The organism is Mucilaginibacter inviolabilis, from assembly GCF_011089895.1.
Classification (GTDB): Bacteria; Bacteroidota; Bacteroidia; order Sphingobacteriales; family Sphingobacteriaceae; genus Mucilaginibacter; species Mucilaginibacter inviolabilis.
Genome location: NZ_JAANAT010000001.1, coordinates 1081925 through 1100782, shown reverse-complemented (window position 1 = coordinate 1100782; position 18858 = coordinate 1081925). Strand labels below are relative to the sequence as shown.

Sequence of the window (18858 nt, the reverse complement as noted above, 5' to 3'; positions counted from 1 at the left end):
GTATAATTTATTAACCCTTAAATATACGGCTTAGTTTTAACCCGTGTATTTTTTACCTGCTATTCTGACGGTAACCTGATCAAAACACAACGACAAGGCTTACTGCGTTCAAGGTAATTTTTATACTTTTACGTTTAAGCTTTCATAAGGCTTCAAACACTATCATGGATAACAAAGTATTTAATCATTTTGCAGACATCGAGACCCGGGAAATGACACCCGGTTACTTCTCCAAGATCATTCATACCCCGGGCAATACCATCAATTTTTTGGAGGTAAAAGCTGGCGCTGTATCACCTATGCACCAGCATATTAATCATCAATGTGCCTTTGTTATTGAGGGTCAGTTTGAATTAACAGTGGATGGCGTATCGCAAATACTGGATACAGGTACGTATGCCATTATCCCTCCCAATGTAATACACGGGGGCAGGGCTATTACCGATTGCAAGCTGATTGATATATTCGACCCTGTACGTGAGGATTTTAAATATTAATAACGCCCTTTTTACTATATGCCCATTACCAAAGCCACACTTGCCGACGTTCCCGAATTAAATGTATTAGTTAACAGCGCCTACCGCGGTGAAGAGTCGAAAAAAGGCTGGACATCGGAAGCTGATATGCTCGATGGTATCCGGATTGATGAAACGATGCTGAAAGAATATTTCGCTAACGAGGCTATCACTATATTAAAATACACGGATGATAACAGCCTGATCACAGGCTGCGTCTACCTGGAAGTGAAAGGGCCAAAACTATACCTCGGTATGTTTAGTGTATCGCCTGTATTGCAGGGGAAAGGAGTAGGGCGGGCCTTATTGGAAGCGGCTGAGGTATTAGCCAAACAGTTGAATTGTCATACCCTGACCATGACGGTTATCCGCACCCGTGCAGAACTCATTAGCTGGTATGAGCGCCGTGGTTACGCATTTACCGGTGAGATACAACCCTTTCATGCGCATGGCCGCTTTGGTAGCCCTAAACAGTTGATAGAGCTCATTGTAATGGAAAAAGCAGTAGTTTAATTACTACTGTTCATCAGTTCCTGGAAAAGATCATAGTATTGCCCCACATGTAAGCCATCAACCAGAGCATGATGTACATGAAGTGATAACGGCATGCTTTTTTTACCATTATCCTCCGTCATTTTTCCGAATGATATTTTAGGACAGCTATCCGGGAACGAAAAACTACGAGCATGGGATAAGCTGGTAAAATTGATCCAGGGCATAGCCGAATAATGTACAATATCATCATCGAGCTTTAGGGCAAAAAGACTGGTGGTACTTTGCACCCTTTCAATCTCTTTTTTAGCACCTTCCAGGAAAGTATTTAGCGAAGGATGAAAATCGATATAGCCAAAACCAAAAGTGCCGTTAGCACGACCAATAGTTGGGCCGGCGTTTATACGGTCATAAACAAAAACATCGTCGCCATAAATACGGTATTTGAATGGTTCCAACTCGTTGATAGCAGCTAAGGATTTATGCAGATAATATAGAAAAAAAGACACACCGTTATCCTTAGCGTAACTGTAGGCCTTTGTACAGTCGATATTGACCACAACGCCATAAAATGGTTCTTCGAAAGTTTTAAAAAAATTAAAATGCTCTTTACGCGCCCAGGTATCAATGTTTAATTTATGCTTCATGAAAGTATATACGGCAGAATTTCCCGAAGTGTATCAGCCTGATTAAAATTTTCGTGGGTTAAATTAGTTTCTACATGCTCATGGGCCCAGGTGGTATGAAAAGGGACGTGGATGGCATGACCGCCGATATTAAGCACCGGCATTACATCAGATTTTAAGGAGTTGCCCACCATCATAAACTCGGCCGGTTTGATATCCAGGTGTTTGATCAGTTTGGTATAATCATCATCCTGTTTATCAGACATGATCTCGATATGGTGAAAATAATGTGAGAGGCCTGATTTTTTGAGCTTACGTTCCTGGTCGAGCAGATCACCTTTGGTGGCCACCACCAGGCGGTAATGCTTTTTTAAGGTTGCCAATACATCTTCCACACCATCCAATAGTTCAATAGGTTCATTGAGCATTCCTTTGCCATAGTCCATGATTAGCTCGATAGCGTCGAGGCCTATTTTTTTGTCGGATATTTTTAGCGCAGCTTCAATCATACTCAGGATATATCCTTTTATACCATAACCATAAAGGGCTAAATTGGCTATCTCGATCTTAAAAAGTTCATTCGAAACCGTATGCTGGGGTAAAAAATCCTCCAGTAAACTGCAAAACTTCTCTTCGGTTTTTAAAAAATAGGGCTCGTTTACCCAGAGGGTGTCGTCGGCATCAAAAGCTATAACCTTTAGTTTCATGTGCTTTTATAAACAAGACTGCAATAATAATCATCCGGCGTTTATTTCCTGCGGATTTATGGTAACCTTTTTTTTTAAATACTGTCTCTACAGATGCAACCTAATTTTAAAAACAACGTCCTATACAACACATGGTCAAAACTATATTCGATTAAAATGGAAGAAGTACTGCCACCCTTAAAAGAATTTATTGTTGATTATTGCAACCGCTATAAGCTGAATCATGTTGATCCGGGTAGCCTGAACCTGGATACCAGCATTGATCTGGATCTGGATATTTTTGATATCGAGATAGATCTTTTCCTGGCCGATTTTGCTGATCAGTTTAAAGTTGATCAATCCAAATTCACCTGGTATAAATATGGTTATCCCAAAGGCTCAACCCGGGTACGTATGATCAAGATTATGTTTGGATACAACAGTACATGGGCAAAACAACTGGCTCTATATTGCTATAAACCAAAGTTTAAGATCAGCAACTTGCAGGATGCTGTAAAAACCGGAAGACTATTGTAAGATTTGGGAATTCGGAATTTCGATCCCGGATTTTTTAAAGCAGAACTTTCAATGAAATCAATTCAGTTCAAAAATCCCAATAATCTTTTAATCCTATAAATCAAGGTTCAGAACAAACTCACGCCTTTTTATCTGTCCGTAACCCCGGTATGGCGGCGTTTTACAAAATTGCGGATATCCAGCACAATACCGGCAAAGAAATAGAATATCAGCGGAAAACCAACCGCAAGAAAAGAAGAGTAAATAAAAAACAAACGGATCTTTGAGATGGAAATGTTAAACTTTTCGCCAAGATAGGTGCATACACCAAAGGAGTATCGTTCAAAAAAAGTAAGGATTCTCTGTATCATGTCAGGCAAGTTTTAATATTTTGTTACCAACGCCACATTGCAGGCATTTCTTATAATTACAATAATTATTTTTCAACTCCAGCAGCGCCTGCGACTCAAAAGCATTGTTAATTTTCAGCCCTAAGGTAATAAAATCTTCGGTAATATTGTTCTTTTCGGCCGGTAAATTTTCCAATAACTTTAAGCTCCTGCTAATATAATACTGCTGCTGGTGCTGCTTTCCATAGCTGAACAAAAACAAAGCCAAAGTGTTTATCAGCAGTATATCGATGGAAGCTGCCCCCAAAGTTTTTGGTACCGGTTTTGATTGCATATCAAAACGATAGTGATCTTCCCAATAATCATTCACCTTGATATCGGTAAACAGTGCCCGTAACGCGTTGATGTCTTTTATTTCCAGAATTTTGGAGAACAGGTGATTCGATTGCACAATCAACGCCGCAAATTGCGCCAGCCGGATGGTCGGAAAATTTTGTGGTCGCAGGCGCATGAATTTCCACAAATGGTTTTCAATAGGTTGCAGATTGTATTTCTTCCGCAGAAAATCGTACTCTTTTTTTAGCTTCAGAGGATATTCATCCTTAAGCTCTGCTTCCAGGAACCCGGCTTGCCCAAATATAAGGGCCTCAATTTGCATGGGGTTATTTTTGTGTTTGGCCAGGGTAAGTTGCGGTAAAGATTTGGCCAGTAATTCAAAGGGCAAGGCATTAGTTTTAAAGCCAAAGTTAGCAGCCAGGAACTGGTAAAAAGTCTCCTCCCAATCGTTATGATTGATATTAAGAGAATCTGTTACGGCTATAGAACGTTTCTCCAGCCTCTCTACCAACACCCTGGTAAGCCAGTTGCTCATGATGAGCCCATCAATACCGGCAATACTTTTTTCACAGGGAATAATATGCTGATCTCCAAATACCATTTGATGATAACGGTTGTATAGTTCGTCAGGCACGCGATCTTTTAGTTGTAGGGTGGGCACTTTACGTCCGTTGGACAGGATAAGCGGTACATCATTGCGGTAAACCACATGCAGTATCACGTTGTCATAAGCGTTATCGGTAGTATGACCATGCTTTTGCCAATCAGACGAGGATAAATGCACCTCCACATTCCCGGCCCAAACCGTTTCACCTATTTTTACGCGGGCATTGTGAAAATCGGGCCCTGAGTCGGTATTAGCCATTCCGGCCGAAAGAATCTCCAGGTTTTCGCCATCTTCCGTTTTCAAATCGGTGCGATCAAACAGCCTGAATTTCCATACATAATGCAAAAAGTCTTCGGTAAAAAGCATCAAACAAGGTAATTATTTTTGACCGTTGATTTAGCTGATTTTATTGATGTCGCTGATTTTTTTCTGAATCTTGATTTGGAGGATTAACGGATTACCTTGATTTTAGGCAAGATCAATCAAATTCTCTTACATTTATGATCAGATACGCTAACCACAATCTATGAAAGAAGAAACCAAGGACAAACCATCGACAACCAAATCTATACCCAAAACAACAACCGGGCGTATTAAATCCATCATAGGCGGCTCCTTAGGTAATTTGGTAGAATGGTACGATTGGTATGTGTATACTGCCTTTTCCCTATACTTTTCCGACGCGTTTTTCCCATCAGATAATCAAACCATGCAGCTTTTAAATACAGCAGGTATTTTGGCCATTGGCTTTTTGATGCGGCCCGTTGGCGGCTGGCTCATGGGTACTTTTGCCGATAGGTATGGTCGTAAAAAAGCATTGACCGCATCGGTATTATTGATGAGCCTGGGCTCGTTCATCATCACTGTAACACCTGGTTTCCGTACCATTGGGGTAGCTGCTCCCTTGATGCTGGTACTGGCCCGCATTATACAAGGAATAAGCGTAGGTGGCGAATATGGCACCAGCGCAACTTACCTGAGCGAAATGGCAGGCAAAAAACACAGGGGATTCTATTCCAGTTTTCAGTATGTAACCTTGATCATGGGGCAACTGATGGCATTAGGCGTATTAATTTTACTGCAGCGTGTTTTTTTAAGCGAACAGCAACTGCATAACTGGGGCTGGCGCATTCCCTTTGGTATAGGCGCTCTTTTGGCGATTATTACCATGTATTTAAGACGCAGCCTGCAGGAATCGGCCTCATTTACCAATGAAAGCGACCAGTCAAAATCAATGCATGGCACATTGAAGGCTTTAGCTAAGCACCCCAAAGCTGTATTTACGGTAATTGGCTTAACGGCAGGAGGCACACTTGCCTTTTATACGTTTACTACTTATATGCAAAAATTCCTGGTAAACACATCTGGTTTTAGCAAAAGTAGTGCTTCCCTGGTATCAACGCTTACCATTGCCGTATTTATGCTGTTACAGCCGGTTTTTGGCCTGCTATCTGACAGAATTGGCCGAAAACCTCTGCTCATTGGATTCGGGGTATTGGGCACACTTACCACGGTACCTATCCTGACGCTTTTGAGCGAAACCAAAGATGTTTGGGTAGCTTTTGCGTTGATATTAGCGGCCCTGATCATTGTAAGTGGTTATACCTCCATCAATGCCGTAGTTAAAGCCGAACTTTTCCCGGCCAATGTACGCGCCCTCGGCGTAGGTTTCCCGTATGCTATAGCCGTTTCTTTATTTGGCGGCTCTGCCGAGTACATAGCCTTGCTATTTAAAAATGAGCACCATCAGCAATGGTTTTACTGGTATGTAACTGTCTGCATCGCGTTGTCACTGATTTTATACACTACGATGAATGACACGCGCAAACATTCTAAAATAGAAGATGAATAATTTAGTTTTTATTTAGTATCAAGTAATTAGTATCAAGTATCAAGATTTTTCAAGTCGTTATAAAAATAAATGCAGCTGTCTTGATACTTGATACTAATTACTTGATACCAATATACTGGCTAAAAAATATTAATTTTGCCCGCTTACCATCATAGGATATGCCTACATATATGGCCGATAACAATAATCTATTTCAACAGGCAGTATCTTTACTGCAGCAACTGATATCCATACAATCGTTTAGTAAAGAGGAAGATCGCACGGCCGATCTGATCAATGAGTTTTTACAGCAGCGCGGTGTACAAACCCATCGTAAAATGAACAACATCTGGGCCTGGAACAAGCATTTTGATGCAGCCAAGCCTACCATTTTACTCAACTCTCACCATGATACTGTAAAACCTAATTCGGGCTATACCCGCGATCCATATGACGCCAAAATTGAAGATGGCAAGCTTTATGGCCTGGGCAGCAATGATGCGGGCGGATGCCTGGTATCATTGATAGCGGTATTTCTCTATTTTTACGATAAGGAGAATTTAAAATACAACTTTTGCCTGGCCACCACAGCCGAAGAAGAAATCTCAGGTGTAAATGGTCTGGAACTCATCATTCCTGAACTAGGCAAGCTTGATTTTGGTATAGTAGGCGAGCCTACACTAATGCAATTGGCTATTGCTGAGCGCGGCTTAATGGTATTGGATTGCGTGGCGCATGGCAGAGCAGGTCATGCCGCACGTGAAGAGGGCGACAATGCCATTTATAAAGCGTTAACGGATATCGAATGGTTCCGTAGTTTTACTTTCCCGAAAGAATCGGAAGTATTTGGGCCGATCAAAATGTCGGTAACTATTATCAATGCAGGTTCGCAGCATAACGTGGTACCTGCCAGCTGTACCTTTACAGTTGATGTAAGGGTTACCGATGCTTACCGCAATGAAGAAGTATTGGAGATTATTCGCCAACATGTAAGCTGCGATGTTAATCCGCGCTCTATCCGCTTAAAACCTTCATCTATACCTAAAGAACATCCAATAGTTCAGGCAGGTATTGCTTTAGGTCGCACCACTTACGGTTCACCAACCACATCAGATCAATCGCTACTAGATATCCCATCCATCAAAGTTGGCCCCGGCGATTCGGCACGTTCGCATACCGCCGACGAGTTTGTTTATGTAGACGAAATCAGAGAAGGCATCGATCTGTATATAAAAATGCTGGAAAGTATAAATTAGACGCCCCCCAGCCCCCTGAAGGGGGAGCTTTTTTTATTAGCACGACTAAAAAATAACAAAGCCCTGGTTCCAAAAGAAACCAGGGCTTTGTTATTTACATTGATTTACTGAATTAGCAAGTCAAAAGCTCCCCCTTCAGGGGGCTGGGAGGCTCTACATCTCTCCCAAAAAAGCCCCCAATGCTATGGCAACACCCAGTAACACCGCAATCATTTTACGTAGGTTAAAGCGATGATCGGCGCTTGATTCAAACAGGATAGTGGTGGAAATATGCAAAAATATACCGATAACCACCCCCATAATACGGTTAAAGTAATGCTGCAAATTGCCAATATTGCCATTGCTGAGCGCATTACTGAAAAAATAACCCGCAGGCGCCATCACTGCAAATAAGGCGACGAATAAAATAGTATGCTGTTTACTCTGCTTATTGGTCAGTAAAACTGTACCCAGTGCAAAAGCTGCTGGTATGTGATGCAAGGCGATGCCATACACCAACTGATCCTGATTGCCCCGTGCCAGCGGCATTCCTTCCAGAAAAGCATGTAAACAAAGACTGATCATAATCCCCATCGGAAAAATAGGCATATCATGCTTAGGTTTATGCATGTGTCCATGTTCAATACCATCAGAGAACTGCTCCAGTATGATCTGAAACAGAAAACCGGCCAGTATAAAAACACCTACCCAATTATCATTACCATGATAGGCATCGGGTATTAGATGCAGCACCGTAATGCCAAACAGATAAGCGCCGCTGAATGATAACACCAGTTTAAGAGTTTTATGGTTATCGCCCTTAAAGAAGAACACAGAAGTACCGCCAAAGAAGGCACAAAAAAATAATAAACAAATTTTCCAGACAGCCATTAAAAAGCAGGTTGTAATTTTTTAAACAGTAAGGCAAATAAGCCACCAATCAACGCACCGTAAATAGCGCCGCAGGTAACGTCAACAGGGAAGTGTACACCTACATACACTTGGGCAAAGCTGATAATACCAGCCCAAAGTATGGCCCAAAGCCATATCCAGCGCCATTTCCTGAAAAATACCAGGCTCAGGAAAATAGCCATGGCAAAGTGATCGGTAGCATGGGTAGAAGGGAAGCTGTAGCCCGTTCCGCAGGGTACCCGACTGATGTCAGTTTGCGAAACGATAGGGTCGCGGCAGGGACGCAAACGTTTTACATTATACTTAATGATACTGGCGCTGCTAAAATCGGCAAAACCCGCGGTAATGGCCAGCAATAAAATAATAATAGCGCCCGTTTTTTTATAACGATAGATACAAAAACCTATAATGAACAGATATAGCGGGATCCAGAATTTTGGGTTACGCAGCAAAGGCATAATCCAGTCAAAAAACGGGTTCGACAGATCATGATTAATAAAATAGAATAAATGCCGGTCGAGTTGTAATAGATGTTCTGGCATTGCCGTTTGTATGTAATGATAAAAGCCGTACGAATATGAAGCCGCAATTAGGTAACAAAGTTATCAATTACTTTAAAACAACATTGATGCAGTACGGCTAATGCTGATAAATAAACGGATAATTTACAATCAAAGTACATAATGTAGCTTTGTTGCATTTAAACTTCCGTTTTAAAAGCATGTTATCACAAACGTTTGCGTGAAAAAAGTAGCTTATAAAACCTGTTCAGCCTGCAAATTGTACCCGTTTATACGCCGCTTATCATTTAAATATTTTTACTTTTGCCACTCAAAACCAAATAATTTTGACACTCATAAAATCTATCTCAGGGATCCGCGGCACCATAGGCGGTGCTGTTGGCGACGGTTTAACACCATTGGATATTGTTAAATTCACATCGGCTTATGGTGCATGGGCCGTAAAAAAATCAGGCATCAAAAAAATTGTCGTTGGTCGCGATGCGCGTTTGTCCGGCGCTATGGTCAATAATCTGGTTATTGGCACATTGCAGGGTCTGGGCATCGACGTGATCGACTTGGGTCTGTCTACCACACCAACTGTGGAAGTTGCCGTTACCGGCGAGCAGGCCGCAGGGGGCATTATCCTTACTGCCAGCCACAACCCAAAACAATGGAATGCCCTTAAACTATTGAATGCTAAAGGCGAATTTATAAGTGATGCTGATGGCAAAGAGGTACTGGAAATGGCCGAGAACAGCGATTTTGATTATGCTGATGTGAACGACCTGGGTAAAGTTACCCAAGACGATAGCTGGATGCAAAAACATATCGACCTGATACTGGCATTACCTCTGGTTGATGTGGCGGCTATTAAAAATGCGCAATTTAGTGTAGTTATAGACTGTGTAAACTCTACCGGTGGTATTTATGTACCGGCTTTACTTAAAGCTTTAGGCGTAGATACCGTTCATGAACTATATTGCGAACCCGATGGCAATTTTCCGCATAACCCGGAACCGCTGCCAGAAAACCTGGTGGCTTTATCAAAAGAAGTAACCGCCAAAAGAGCACATTTAGGTATAGCAGTTGATCCGGATGTTGACCGACTTTGCTTTGTTTGCGAAGATGGTAACATGTTTGGCGAAGAATATACGCTGGTGGCCGTGGCCGATTACGTGCTGCAAAACAATAAAGGCAATACAGTATCAAACCTGTCATCAACCCGTGCCCTGCGCGATGTTACCGAAAAAGAAGGCGGCGAATACCATGCGGCTGCGGTAGGCGAGGTGAACGTAGTTAACAAAATGAAAGAGGTAAACGCCGTTATCGGTGGTGAAGGCAATGGAGGGGTAATATATCCCGAACTGCATTACGGTCGCGATGCTTTAGTGGGTATCGCCCTGTTTTTAACTCATTTGGCTAAGTATGGCAAATCTATTTCTCAGCTTCGTATGTCATACCCCGGTTATTTTATTTCGAAAAATAAAATAACCCTTACGCCCGAAATGGATATAGATGCCCTTTTAACTAAAGTTGAGCAGAAATACAGCAAACAACCGCACAGCACCATTGATGGCCTGAAGATAGAATTTGACAAAGAATGGGTACATTTGCGCAGGTCAAATACCGAACCCATCATCAGGATATACTCTGAGGGTAATTCAGAAACGGTAGCAAACGGCCTGGCAAACAAAATAATTGCCGATATAAAAGAAATATTAAATTAAGTAGTGAGCGGTGAGTAGAGAGTGGTGAGATAGTAGTTTCAAATGCTGCATATCACCATTTCAATCACTAATTCACTAACTCAATAATTCAATAATTACAAAAGAGAGATGCGTGTATACTTTGATAACGCGGCTACCACACCGCTTGATCCGGAAGTTTTAAAAGAAATGTACAAAGTGATGGAGAACCATTATGGTAACCCTTCGTCTATTCATGCCCATGGTCGCGAAGCACGCACACTGATCGAACGGGCACGTAAAACCATAGCCGGTTTATTGCACACTTCACCTGCCGAGATCTTTTTTACATCAAGCGGCACCGAGGCCGATAATACAGCCATCCGCTGTGGTATTGTTGATCATAATATTACCCACGCTATTACTACTCCAATTGAGCACCACGCAGTGCTGCATACACTGGAAGCGATGGAAAAATCGGGCATCATCAAGTTAAGCTTCGTTAATGTAGACAGCAAGGGCAATGTGGATTATGATCACCTGGAAACATTATTGAAAAATAATGAACGCAGTTTTGTATCTATCATGCATGCCAATAACGAGATCGGCACCCTGTCTGATATGATCCGCATTGGTGATCTTTGTGAGGCATACAATGCTATTTATCATTGTGATACCGTACAAACTATGGGGCATTACGAACATGACCTGAGTAAACTAAAGGCACATTTTTTAGTTTGTGCGGGGCATAAGCTGCATGGGCCAAAAGGTGTGGGCTTTTTACACGTCAACCATCGTATTAAAATAAAACCGTTTATTTATGGCGGTGCACAGGAACGTAACATGCGTGGCGGTACCGAAAACATTTATGGCATAGTAGGGTTGGCCAAAGCGCTTGAACTGGCTTATACCGAAATGGAGCAGCACCGCAATCATATACAAGACCTGAAAACCTATATGATGGGTAAGCTAACTGATCAGATACCGGGTGTTAGCTTTAATGGCGAAACAGATCCGGAGAAAAGCTTGTACACTGTACTTAATGTAGCCTTCCCGGAAATGGAAATGGGGGATATGCTGTTGTTTAACCTGGATATTGCCGGAATTTCGGCATCTGGTGGCAGCGCCTGCAGCTCGGGTAGCGATATTGGCTCGCATGTACTTACGGCTATTGGCGCTAGCTCGTCAAGACCATCGGTAAGATTCTCTTTCTCCAAATACAGCACCAAAGAAGAAGTTGATTACGTTGTAGCCAAAGTTCGTGAACTTTGCCTGGTGAACGCTTAAATTAAAAAGACAATTCGTTTTCAAAGCCCGTCATTTTGTTAATGACGGGCTTTTTCGTTATACCCCATTGTCATTTCAACTTGTGCTCGTTTGCAACGGGTGCTTAAAACGCAAACCAATGTTAAACACTCGTTGCAAACGAGCGCAAGATCAAGTAAAATAAATTCATATTGTAAGAAATTAATTTTCTTATTTAGAAAAAATAAAAACAATTCAGGAATCAAACTGGTTTATCAATTAACTACTAAATTAAAAACCTATGATGACCAATAAAGAAGAAGCCTGGGATTCCCGGGACAATAATCGTAATGATTCCGACCATACCAACAGCTCTTTCCCCCGCCAAAACGAAGATGCATTTAATAGTAATGAATTGGGTGACGACGAACTGAAAGAGGATGAGGATGCTTATACTAATGATCTGAAACCCACGTTTAATCAAAAAGACCTAAATGATGAGGATGAGGAATATGATCGCCCCGATGAAGTTCCAGAAGAAGACGATGATAATGAGCTACCTGAAGAAGGTCAAATAAAAAAAGAAGGCTCAGGCTATCATAGCCAACCGGAAGTTGATCAGCCCATGCGTGGTGCAGATACTTCATACAGCGAAAAAAACGACGTAACACCGCCAAACAAAAAAGAGTTCCCATCCGAAGGCCCAGCTAAAACCGACTTTGAAAGCCGTCCGCAAGGCCGTACCACCGGCCGAATGATAGGCCACGAGCCGGGTACCGAAGGTATATAACCAATACCTTGATTATTTATAGCATAGGAGGATAAGACGATGAGCAGCTATTTAAGACCCGGGATGAACCCAGGCAATAACAAAGAAACAGGATCAAACTACCGGAATACGTATTCAGGTAGCGTTCAAAATGAGCGGTACATTGAAAAATATGGCCCTCACAGAGGTGATTTCAAGGTATTTCACAGAGATGGGAGTTTTGCCGACCTTCCAGACCCGCATGTAGAGGGCGGAGGTGCAAATGCCGGTGCAACAACCAAATAAATTAAATAATAAGAAAGGCTATCCGTTTTGGATAGCCTTTCTTATTATTTAATGAAACGATATTTTAATTGGCCATCATTTTAATAAACGAAGCCAGTTTTTCTTTCATTTCCCTACGATCAACAATAAAATCGAGAAAACCATGTTCCTGAACAAACTCTGCGGTTTGGAACCCTTTCGGTAAATCTTTTTTGATAGTTTCTTTAATAACCCTTGGGCCTGCAAAACCTATGAGAGCACCTGGTTCGGCAATATTAATATCACCCAGCATGGCATACGAAGCGGTAACACCACCGGTAGTAGGATCAGTCAGTAAAGAAATATATGGAATTTTAGCCTGTGACAGTAAAGCTAGTTTGGCTGATGTTTTAGCCATCTGCATTAAGGAGAAAGCTGCTTCCATCATCCTTGCCCCGCCCGATTTGGATATCATAAGGAATGGCACTTTGTTAGCGATACAATAATCAATAGAACGGGCTATTTTTTCGCCCACTACCGATCCCATTGAACCACCGATAAAATTAAAATCCATACAGGCAATAACCAAGTCTTGTCCATCAATTTTACCTGCCCCAGCGCGTATAGCGTCCTTTAAGCCAGTTTTAAATTGGGTTTCAGTTAGTCGGTCGGTATACTTTTTAGTATCTTCAAAATGCAGGGGATCACCCGATGTCAGATCAGGGAACAACTCTGTAAATTCGTTATTATCAAATAATACTGCAAAATATTCTTTTGAACCTATACGCAGGTGATAGCCACAATAGTGACAAACATATTGATTTTCAACCTGCTCAGAATAATGCAGGGGTTTCTTACAATTAGGGCATTTATTCCAGATCCCATCGGGGGCCTCTTTCTTTTCCTCAGTAGTCGTAATTATCCCTTTCAACTCTCGTTTAAACCATGCCATATCTATGTCGAGCTCTTTCAATTGACTACAAAGAAACGAAAAATATTATAACAAGTAGTAAGTAATCCATGTTCAGTTTTATTTGTTAATCTATTTTTCATCAAGCAAAGTGTATAAATTACAGTAAGTGAGTAGCTAAACGGTTAAATCGTAACAAATAATCAGATACTTATACTAAAACCAAGAAATTTTATAACTTCGAGGCCCAAATAAAAGCTCATGAATTTAAAAAATTATAAAGGTGTTCTGCACGGCGATCAGGTGCAGGAACTATTTGAGGTTGCTAAAAAGCATCAGTTTGCTTTACCTGCGGTAAACGTTATCGGTACTAATACCATTAACGCGGTTATGGAAACTGCCAAACAGGTAAACTCTCCTGTAATTATTCAACTATCAAACGGTGGCGCACAGTTTTATGCCGGCAAGTCATTAGATAATTCAAAACTTCAGGCCTGTATATTAGGTGCGGTATCAGCTGCAAAACATGTGCACTTACTGGCCGAGCATTATGGTGTAGCCGTAATTTTGCATACTGACCACGCTGCCATGAAGTTTTTACCATGGATTGATGGCTTGCTTGACCATGGCGAAAAATTCTTTGCCGAAACAGGTAAACCGCTTTTCTCGTCACACATGCTCGACCTTTCTGAAGAACCTATTGAAGAAAATATCGAGATCTCGGCAAAATACCTGGCCCGTATGGCCAAATTAGGTATGACCCTGGAGATTGAACTGGGTGTAACCGGTGGTGAAGAAGACGGTGTTGACAACTCTGACGTTGACAGCTCACGTTTATATACTCAGCCAGAAGATGTTGCTTACTCATATGAGCATTTATCAAAAGTAAGTCCGCGTTTTACCGTAGCCGCTGCTTTTGGTAACGTTCACGGTGTTTACAAACCAGGAAACGTGAAATTACAACCGGTTATTTTACATAACTCACAAGAGTATGTGAAAAAGACATTTGGCTTAATTGCCGAAAAACCAATCAACTTTGTATTCCATGGTGGTTCTGGTTCAAGTCAGGAAGAGATCCGCGAAGCTATCTCTTACGGTGCCATCAAAATGAACATTGATACCGACATGCAATGGGCATACTGGGAAGGCATTAAAGATTACTACAAATCAAAAGAAGCATACCTGCAGCACCAGATAGGTAACCCTGAGGGTGAGGATTCTCCAAACAAAAAATACTACGATCCACGCGTTTGGTTACGTAAAGGTGAAGAAACCTTTGTAAAAAGGCTAGCTATTGCTTTTGAAGACCTTAATTGTGTTGATGTAAATAGCAAATTATAATATTCATCATAAACTAACAAAGCGCCGTTACATTTGTTGTAATGGCGCTTTGTTATTATAAGCGTTTCCCAACCTAATAAATATAATGTATGGCAGAGATCGCTAAAAAAAAGAAGAATTTATTTGAACATTTTGCCAACTGGGCCACTATTGCTACAGGTAGTTCCGGGGCCTTTTTAACTGCTATTGCCGTTATTATTGTTTGGGGTATTACCGGGCCGATATTTCATTATTCTGATACCTGGCAGCTCATTATCAATACGGGTACTACCATCGTTACTTTCCTCATGGTATTCCTGATCCAGAAATCACAAAACAAGGATTCAAAAGCCATACATTTAAAACTGAATGAATTACTGGCTTCGCACCAGGGTGCCAGCAACCGGATGGTAGATATTGAAGATATGAATGAAAAAGAGCTCGACCAATTGCATAAATTTTACGTACAATTGTCGGAACTGGCCGAACGCGAAGATGATCTCACTTGTACGCACTCCATTGATGCTGCCGAAGAGAATCATAATGCTAAACTAACTTTATTACAATCAAAACCACACTATAATGCCCACAAACTTAAAACCAGAAGTAAAAAAAGTAACTGAGCAAACCGATCTGGATAAAGTATTTGCCGTAAGACGCGAAGTGTTTGTAGTTGAACAAAACTGCCCACCGGAACTGGAATGGGAGTTTGAAGATGAATCAACCCACTTTCTGGCCACTATTAATGGAGAACCGGCTGGTGCCTGTCGCTGGCGAAAAACAGATAAGGGCTATAAACTGGAGCGTTTTGCCGTATTGAAAAAATTCCGTGGCCATGGCATAGGGCAGGCCCTGGTGCAAACCGTTCTGGATAATTTGCCGGCCGATGCTACCTATGTGTATATGCACGCGCAAACACAGGCCGTATCCCTTTATGAGCGGTTTAATTTTGAAAAGAAAGGTCCGGAGTTTGAAGAAGCCGGCATATGGCATTATAAAATGATCAGGAAATAAAAGCTACCGGCCTTGCAACCAATTTGCATCAGGTTTCGTCTTGCTCTTAATTAGATATACTTTTATAAACAACTTTATGATCAACCGCTGCCTGCCGCTATCAAAAATCTTTAAATTATTATTTATCTGTTTCATTTGTTTTGCTGCTTTTAATAGCCTGGCACAGGATAAAACTAAAACTATCGGTAACAAACTCCGGTCAGGAACAACCAATAACTCTTTCAATGTTGTACAAGGGGCGCAAGTAGGGATCAGGATGAATGCCGGCCATAAACCGGTTGAATTACTGAAACTGAGTTTTCATGTCGACAACCTGGGTAAGGATACTATTCCGTTTAAAGTGAACGTGTATGCCATGGGCGATAAATTGCCAGAGGGCGACAACCTGGTTAAAGAAGAAATAAGGGGATCAATAATTAGGAAAAAAAATCCTAACGAGCCGCTAATGAATAACCAATTGATCACCGTTGATCTGGCACCGTACAAAGTGGAGGTAAAAGGCGATATATTGGTTGCTGTTGAATTTTTAAAAACGCAGCCCCGTAAAGAACTCGGTTTTTCATGCGGCGTACTCAACGGCGGCACTTATCGCAAAAATGGCCCAACCGAAGAATGGAAAAAAATACCCATTGTTGGCGCCGATTTTAATGTGCTGGTTAAAAAGCTAAAGTAGAGTAAGTACTAGCCAATTTAACTATACAGCTCCTGTTCCTCAGTGTAATACGTTTTTCTTGTGCCTTCCTTCACAATGATCTTTTCGCCTTTAGGGCTATGGGGCTTTTTTGAATTGTGGATATGCATAAAATCCCTAACCTCACCGTTGATGATATCGGGATTTGATTTAAGGATAGCCTTTTCGGCATCAGTAAGTACGGTGTGGATGGATTTAACCAATTCCTTTATCTTATGCTCCGGAATTTTACTGCTTATAGACATCGGCGATATACCTGCATGCCACAAGATCTCATCGGCATAAGCATTGCCAATACCGCGAATAATCTTTTGATCAAGCAAAACCGTTTTAATATTGGTTTTTGTTTTTTGCAAACGATGAATTAAATAATCAACGCCGGCATCTTCAGATAAGGCATCAGGTGACTCTTTTTCTTCTGGGTTTAAGGTAGGATTAGCTATTCCCTGGAAATCTGTCAATACCAAACCATTACCATCTGTAAAATGCAATTCAATAATGGGGTATTTATGCTCGTTTTTACCTTCGAATAAATATAGTTTACCATGCAACATCAGGTGCAAACCGAGAACATCGCCTTTTGAAAATTTAAAGTAAAGCTCTTTACCTTCCCGATACACTTTATCCAGCTTCTGGCCTTCTAGTGTATCCTTCAGCTCCAGATGACTTACATTCAATTTTTTGGCGTTGATAATGGCTACATGTTTAACCGTTTTACCGGCTAACTTTTTATCGAGATTATAACTAAAGGCTTGCAGATCGGGTAATTCAGGCATGATGAAAGCTTTTTAATATGGAAAACCAAATATAAGAGGATAAGTTTTAATTTAAGCGCTTGCCCGGCCATAGCCAACCGTATCACGATATAATTGCGGCGATACATCGGCATTTGTTTTAAAAAACCTGCTGAAATAATATTCATCATCATAACCTAACTCATAGGCTATTTCCTTTATCGGTTTATTGGTCAAATACAACTCGCGTTTGGCTTCGACAATAATGCGTTCAGCAATCAGGTTACTGATGGTTTTATTAAAATGGGCTTTAGTGATACGAGCCAGGGCTTTCGCCGAAATATTCAGCATATCGGCATAATGACTGGCGCTATGTTTGGTTTTAAAATGAGCTTCGATGGCATCCTTAAGATCCTGCAATATATAGGGCTCCTTTGTATCATCATCGAGCTGATACAAAATATCCTGTTGCTCAGTTTTTAAACGGGATGCGGTTATCAGGAAAATTTTGAGGTAGGAGATGAGTATTTCATATTGTGCGAGCGCTTTATTCAGCATTTCGGCCTTCATTTGCTCCAGCAGTAAATTTAAAAGTGATTCATTTACCGCATCAACCATTACGTAAGGTGGTTTGTATATGTTATCAAACAAGATACCACTGCACGATACTTCTTTATGATGTTTCAGAATACAAAAAAAATCAGGATGAAACTGAATGGCCACACCCTTTATAGGCCCCTGTGCCAATAACATAAACGGTTGATAGAGCGAAAAGGCAAGCATCCGTCCGGCTTCAAAATTGTATTCCGAAAAATCTGATTTTAATATACCAGACCCTTCTTTGATCCAGATAAGCGAAAAATAATTATGACGCTGCAAGTGATCAAAGTGACTATTGTCATCAAACCAAAATAATTTAAAGGCGAGATTCCCTTTTGGTTCATCAATCAGTGTAAATGTATTTTGCGTATTAATCATTTAGTATTATTAGCTAATTATGCCTTTAAATAACCGTAAAGTTAAACAATACAGCAAAAGCCAAAGCATTTGTGCTTGACTTTTACTGTTAGTTACATAGTTTCTTAAGCTTCGATTTCTTGTAAGGGTTTTGCAACGGGGAAATCAATTTCGGTATTAGCGGTATTATTAAAATAGTTGGTTAATATATTTAGGGCAACGTGGCCAACTACCTCACCAATTTCACCTTCTGACAGACCTGCCGCTTTTACAACTTCAACATCGCTATCATTTACCAGACCATTTTTAGCAATCAACACGTTTGCAAATTTCAGAGCCGCTTCGGTTTTGGCATCAGATGAATTTGCCTGACGAGCTTTGACAATACTATTAGTATCGATATGAACCAATTTTTCACTTATATAAGAATGTGCAGATAAACAGTAACCACATGCGTTTGTCTCAGCTATGGAGAGCGCTAGAAATTCGCTGTTTTTTGCACCTAACAAACCGTGGGATAAGGTATTGTTCAGGTCAAGGTAACCTTGTAATAAGGCCGGTGAGCTACCCATTGTACGCATCATGTTAGGCACTACACCTAATTTACTTTGTATTGCATTAAATAATTCTTTTGTTTTACCTGTTGCTTCGTCAGGGTTTATTGCTTTTAAACGTGCCATT

Annotated in this window: 23 protein-coding genes; 13 read left to right on the top strand and 10 right to left on the bottom strand. The window is 41.1% G+C overall.

What is annotated here, in order from left to right:
- Positions 1-164: 164 nt before the first annotated feature.
- The gene (locus tag G7092_RS04350; RefSeq protein WP_166086562.1) at positions 165-497 is read left to right on the top strand and encodes a cupin domain-containing protein; all 333 of its coding nucleotides are present in this window, start codon (positions 165-167) and stop codon (positions 495-497) included.
- Positions 498-515: 18 nt separating this feature from the next.
- Positions 516-1028 (top strand): GNAT family N-acetyltransferase, encoded by a 513-nt coding sequence (locus tag G7092_RS04345; RefSeq protein WP_166086560.1) that lies wholly within the window; start codon positions 516-518, stop codon positions 1026-1028.
- Here G7092_RS04345 and G7092_RS04340 read toward each other — a convergent pair.
- Positions 1025-1654 carry a chloramphenicol acetyltransferase gene (locus tag G7092_RS04340; RefSeq protein ID WP_166086558.1) on the bottom strand — a complete coding sequence of 210 codons (630 nt, stop codon included), beginning with the start codon at positions 1652-1654 and terminating at the stop codon, positions 1025-1027. The genes G7092_RS04345 and G7092_RS04340 overlap by 4 nt on opposite strands.
- Positions 1651-2340: an HAD family hydrolase gene (locus G7092_RS04335; protein WP_166086556.1), complete on the bottom strand. Its 690-nt coding sequence runs from the start codon at positions 2338-2340 to the stop codon at positions 1651-1653. Before G7092_RS04335 ends, G7092_RS04340 begins: the two co-directional genes overlap by 4 nt.
- Before the next feature lie 156 nt (positions 2341-2496).
- Between G7092_RS04335 and G7092_RS04330 the strand changes: the two genes are divergently transcribed.
- Positions 2497-2856: a DUF1493 family protein gene (locus G7092_RS04330; protein WP_166086554.1), complete on the top strand. Its 360-nt coding sequence runs from the start codon at positions 2497-2499 to the stop codon at positions 2854-2856.
- Between the two features lie 128 nt (positions 2857-2984).
- Here the strand turns inward: G7092_RS04330 and G7092_RS04325 are convergent, their stop codons facing one another.
- The gene (locus tag G7092_RS04325) at positions 2985-3206 is read right to left on the bottom strand and encodes a PspC domain-containing protein (protein WP_166086552.1); all 222 of its coding nucleotides are present in this window, start codon (positions 3204-3206) and stop codon (positions 2985-2987) included.
- A 1-nt stretch (position 3207) separates the two neighbouring features.
- Entirely contained in the window at positions 3208-4494 is a 1287-nt protein-coding gene (locus G7092_RS04320) for a DUF2851 family protein (protein WP_166086549.1), read from the bottom strand.
- Between the two features lie 160 nt (positions 4495-4654).
- On the opposite strand from G7092_RS04320, the gene G7092_RS04315 reads away from it, so the two are divergent.
- Positions 4655-5980: an MFS transporter gene (locus G7092_RS04315; protein ID WP_166086547.1), complete on the top strand. Its 1326-nt coding sequence runs from the start codon at positions 4655-4657 to the stop codon at positions 5978-5980.
- 158 nt (positions 5981-6138) lie between these two features.
- Positions 6139-7215 (top strand): M20 family metallo-hydrolase, encoded by a 1077-nt coding sequence (locus G7092_RS04310; protein ID WP_438861461.1) that lies wholly within the window; start codon positions 6139-6141, stop codon positions 7213-7215.
- A gap of 153 nt (positions 7216-7368) precedes the next feature.
- Here the strand turns inward: G7092_RS04310 and G7092_RS04305 are convergent, their stop codons facing one another.
- Entirely contained in the window at positions 7369-8085 is a 717-nt protein-coding gene (locus G7092_RS04305) for a ZIP family metal transporter (protein ID WP_166086544.1), read from the bottom strand.
- The gene (locus G7092_RS04300) at positions 8085-8648 is read right to left on the bottom strand and encodes a phosphatase PAP2 family protein (protein WP_166086542.1); all 564 of its coding nucleotides are present in this window, start codon (positions 8646-8648) and stop codon (positions 8085-8087) included. Before G7092_RS04300 ends, G7092_RS04305 begins: the two co-directional genes overlap by 1 nt.
- Before the next feature lie 305 nt (positions 8649-8953).
- Here G7092_RS04300 and glmM point away from each other — a divergent pair, with 305 nt between their 5' ends.
- From glmM to G7092_RS04280, 4 genes are all read left to right on the top strand, one after another.
- Positions 8954-10336, top strand: a complete 1383-nt coding sequence (gene glmM / locus G7092_RS04295; protein WP_166086540.1) for a phosphoglucosamine mutase — start codon at positions 8954-8956, stop codon at positions 10334-10336.
- Between the two features lie 108 nt (positions 10337-10444).
- Positions 10445-11581 carry a cysteine desulfurase family protein gene (locus tag G7092_RS04290; RefSeq protein ID WP_166086538.1) on the top strand — a complete coding sequence of 379 codons (1137 nt, stop codon included), beginning with the start codon at positions 10445-10447 and terminating at the stop codon, positions 11579-11581.
- A gap of 259 nt (positions 11582-11840) precedes the next feature.
- Positions 11841-12329: a hypothetical protein gene (locus tag G7092_RS04285; protein WP_166086536.1), complete on the top strand. Its 489-nt coding sequence runs from the start codon at positions 11841-11843 to the stop codon at positions 12327-12329.
- A 39-nt stretch (positions 12330-12368) separates the two neighbouring features.
- Positions 12369-12593, top strand: a complete 225-nt coding sequence (locus tag G7092_RS04280; RefSeq protein ID WP_166086534.1) for a hypothetical protein — start codon at positions 12369-12371, stop codon at positions 12591-12593.
- Between the two features lie 64 nt (positions 12594-12657).
- Here G7092_RS04280 and accD read toward each other — a convergent pair whose 3' ends face one another.
- A complete protein-coding gene (accD, locus tag G7092_RS04275; RefSeq protein WP_166090885.1) occupies positions 12658-13503 on the bottom strand; it encodes an acetyl-CoA carboxylase, carboxyltransferase subunit beta in 846 nt (281 codons plus the stop codon).
- A gap of 219 nt (positions 13504-13722) precedes the next feature.
- Here accD and fbaA point away from each other — a divergent pair, with 219 nt between their 5' ends.
- The 4 genes from fbaA to G7092_RS04255 all read left to right on the top strand — a co-directional run bounded on the left by fbaA (position 13723) and on the right by G7092_RS04255 (position 16468).
- Complete coding sequence (gene fbaA, locus G7092_RS04270) at positions 13723-14802, top strand: class II fructose-bisphosphate aldolase (RefSeq protein WP_166086531.1); 1080 nt, start codon at positions 13723-13725, stop codon at positions 14800-14802.
- Between the two features lie 89 nt (positions 14803-14891).
- Entirely contained in the window at positions 14892-15404 is a 513-nt protein-coding gene (locus G7092_RS04265) for a low affinity iron permease family protein (protein ID WP_166086528.1), read from the top strand.
- Positions 15364-15795: a GNAT family N-acetyltransferase gene (locus G7092_RS04260; RefSeq protein ID WP_166086526.1), complete on the top strand. Its 432-nt coding sequence runs from the start codon at positions 15364-15366 to the stop codon at positions 15793-15795. Before G7092_RS04265 ends, G7092_RS04260 begins: the two co-directional genes overlap by 41 nt.
- A gap of 76 nt (positions 15796-15871) precedes the next feature.
- A complete protein-coding gene (locus tag G7092_RS04255) occupies positions 15872-16468 on the top strand; it encodes a hypothetical protein (RefSeq protein ID WP_166086524.1) in 597 nt (198 codons plus the stop codon).
- A 17-nt stretch (positions 16469-16485) separates the two neighbouring features.
- Here G7092_RS04255 and G7092_RS04250 read toward each other — a convergent pair whose 3' ends face one another.
- The 3 genes from G7092_RS04250 to G7092_RS04240 all read right to left on the bottom strand — a co-directional run bounded on the left by G7092_RS04250 (position 16486) and on the right by G7092_RS04240 (position 18857).
- The gene (locus tag G7092_RS04250) at positions 16486-17262 is read right to left on the bottom strand and encodes a DNA-formamidopyrimidine glycosylase family protein (protein ID WP_166086522.1); all 777 of its coding nucleotides are present in this window, start codon (positions 17260-17262) and stop codon (positions 16486-16488) included.
- Between the two features lie 51 nt (positions 17263-17313).
- Positions 17314-18198 carry a helix-turn-helix domain-containing protein gene (locus G7092_RS04245; protein WP_166086520.1) on the bottom strand — a complete coding sequence of 295 codons (885 nt, stop codon included), beginning with the start codon at positions 18196-18198 and terminating at the stop codon, positions 17314-17316.
- Positions 18199-18302: 104 nt separating this feature from the next.
- Positions 18303-18857, bottom strand: a complete 555-nt coding sequence (locus G7092_RS04240; protein ID WP_166086518.1) for a carboxymuconolactone decarboxylase family protein — start codon at positions 18855-18857, stop codon at positions 18303-18305.
- Position 18858 lies beyond the last annotated feature (1 nt).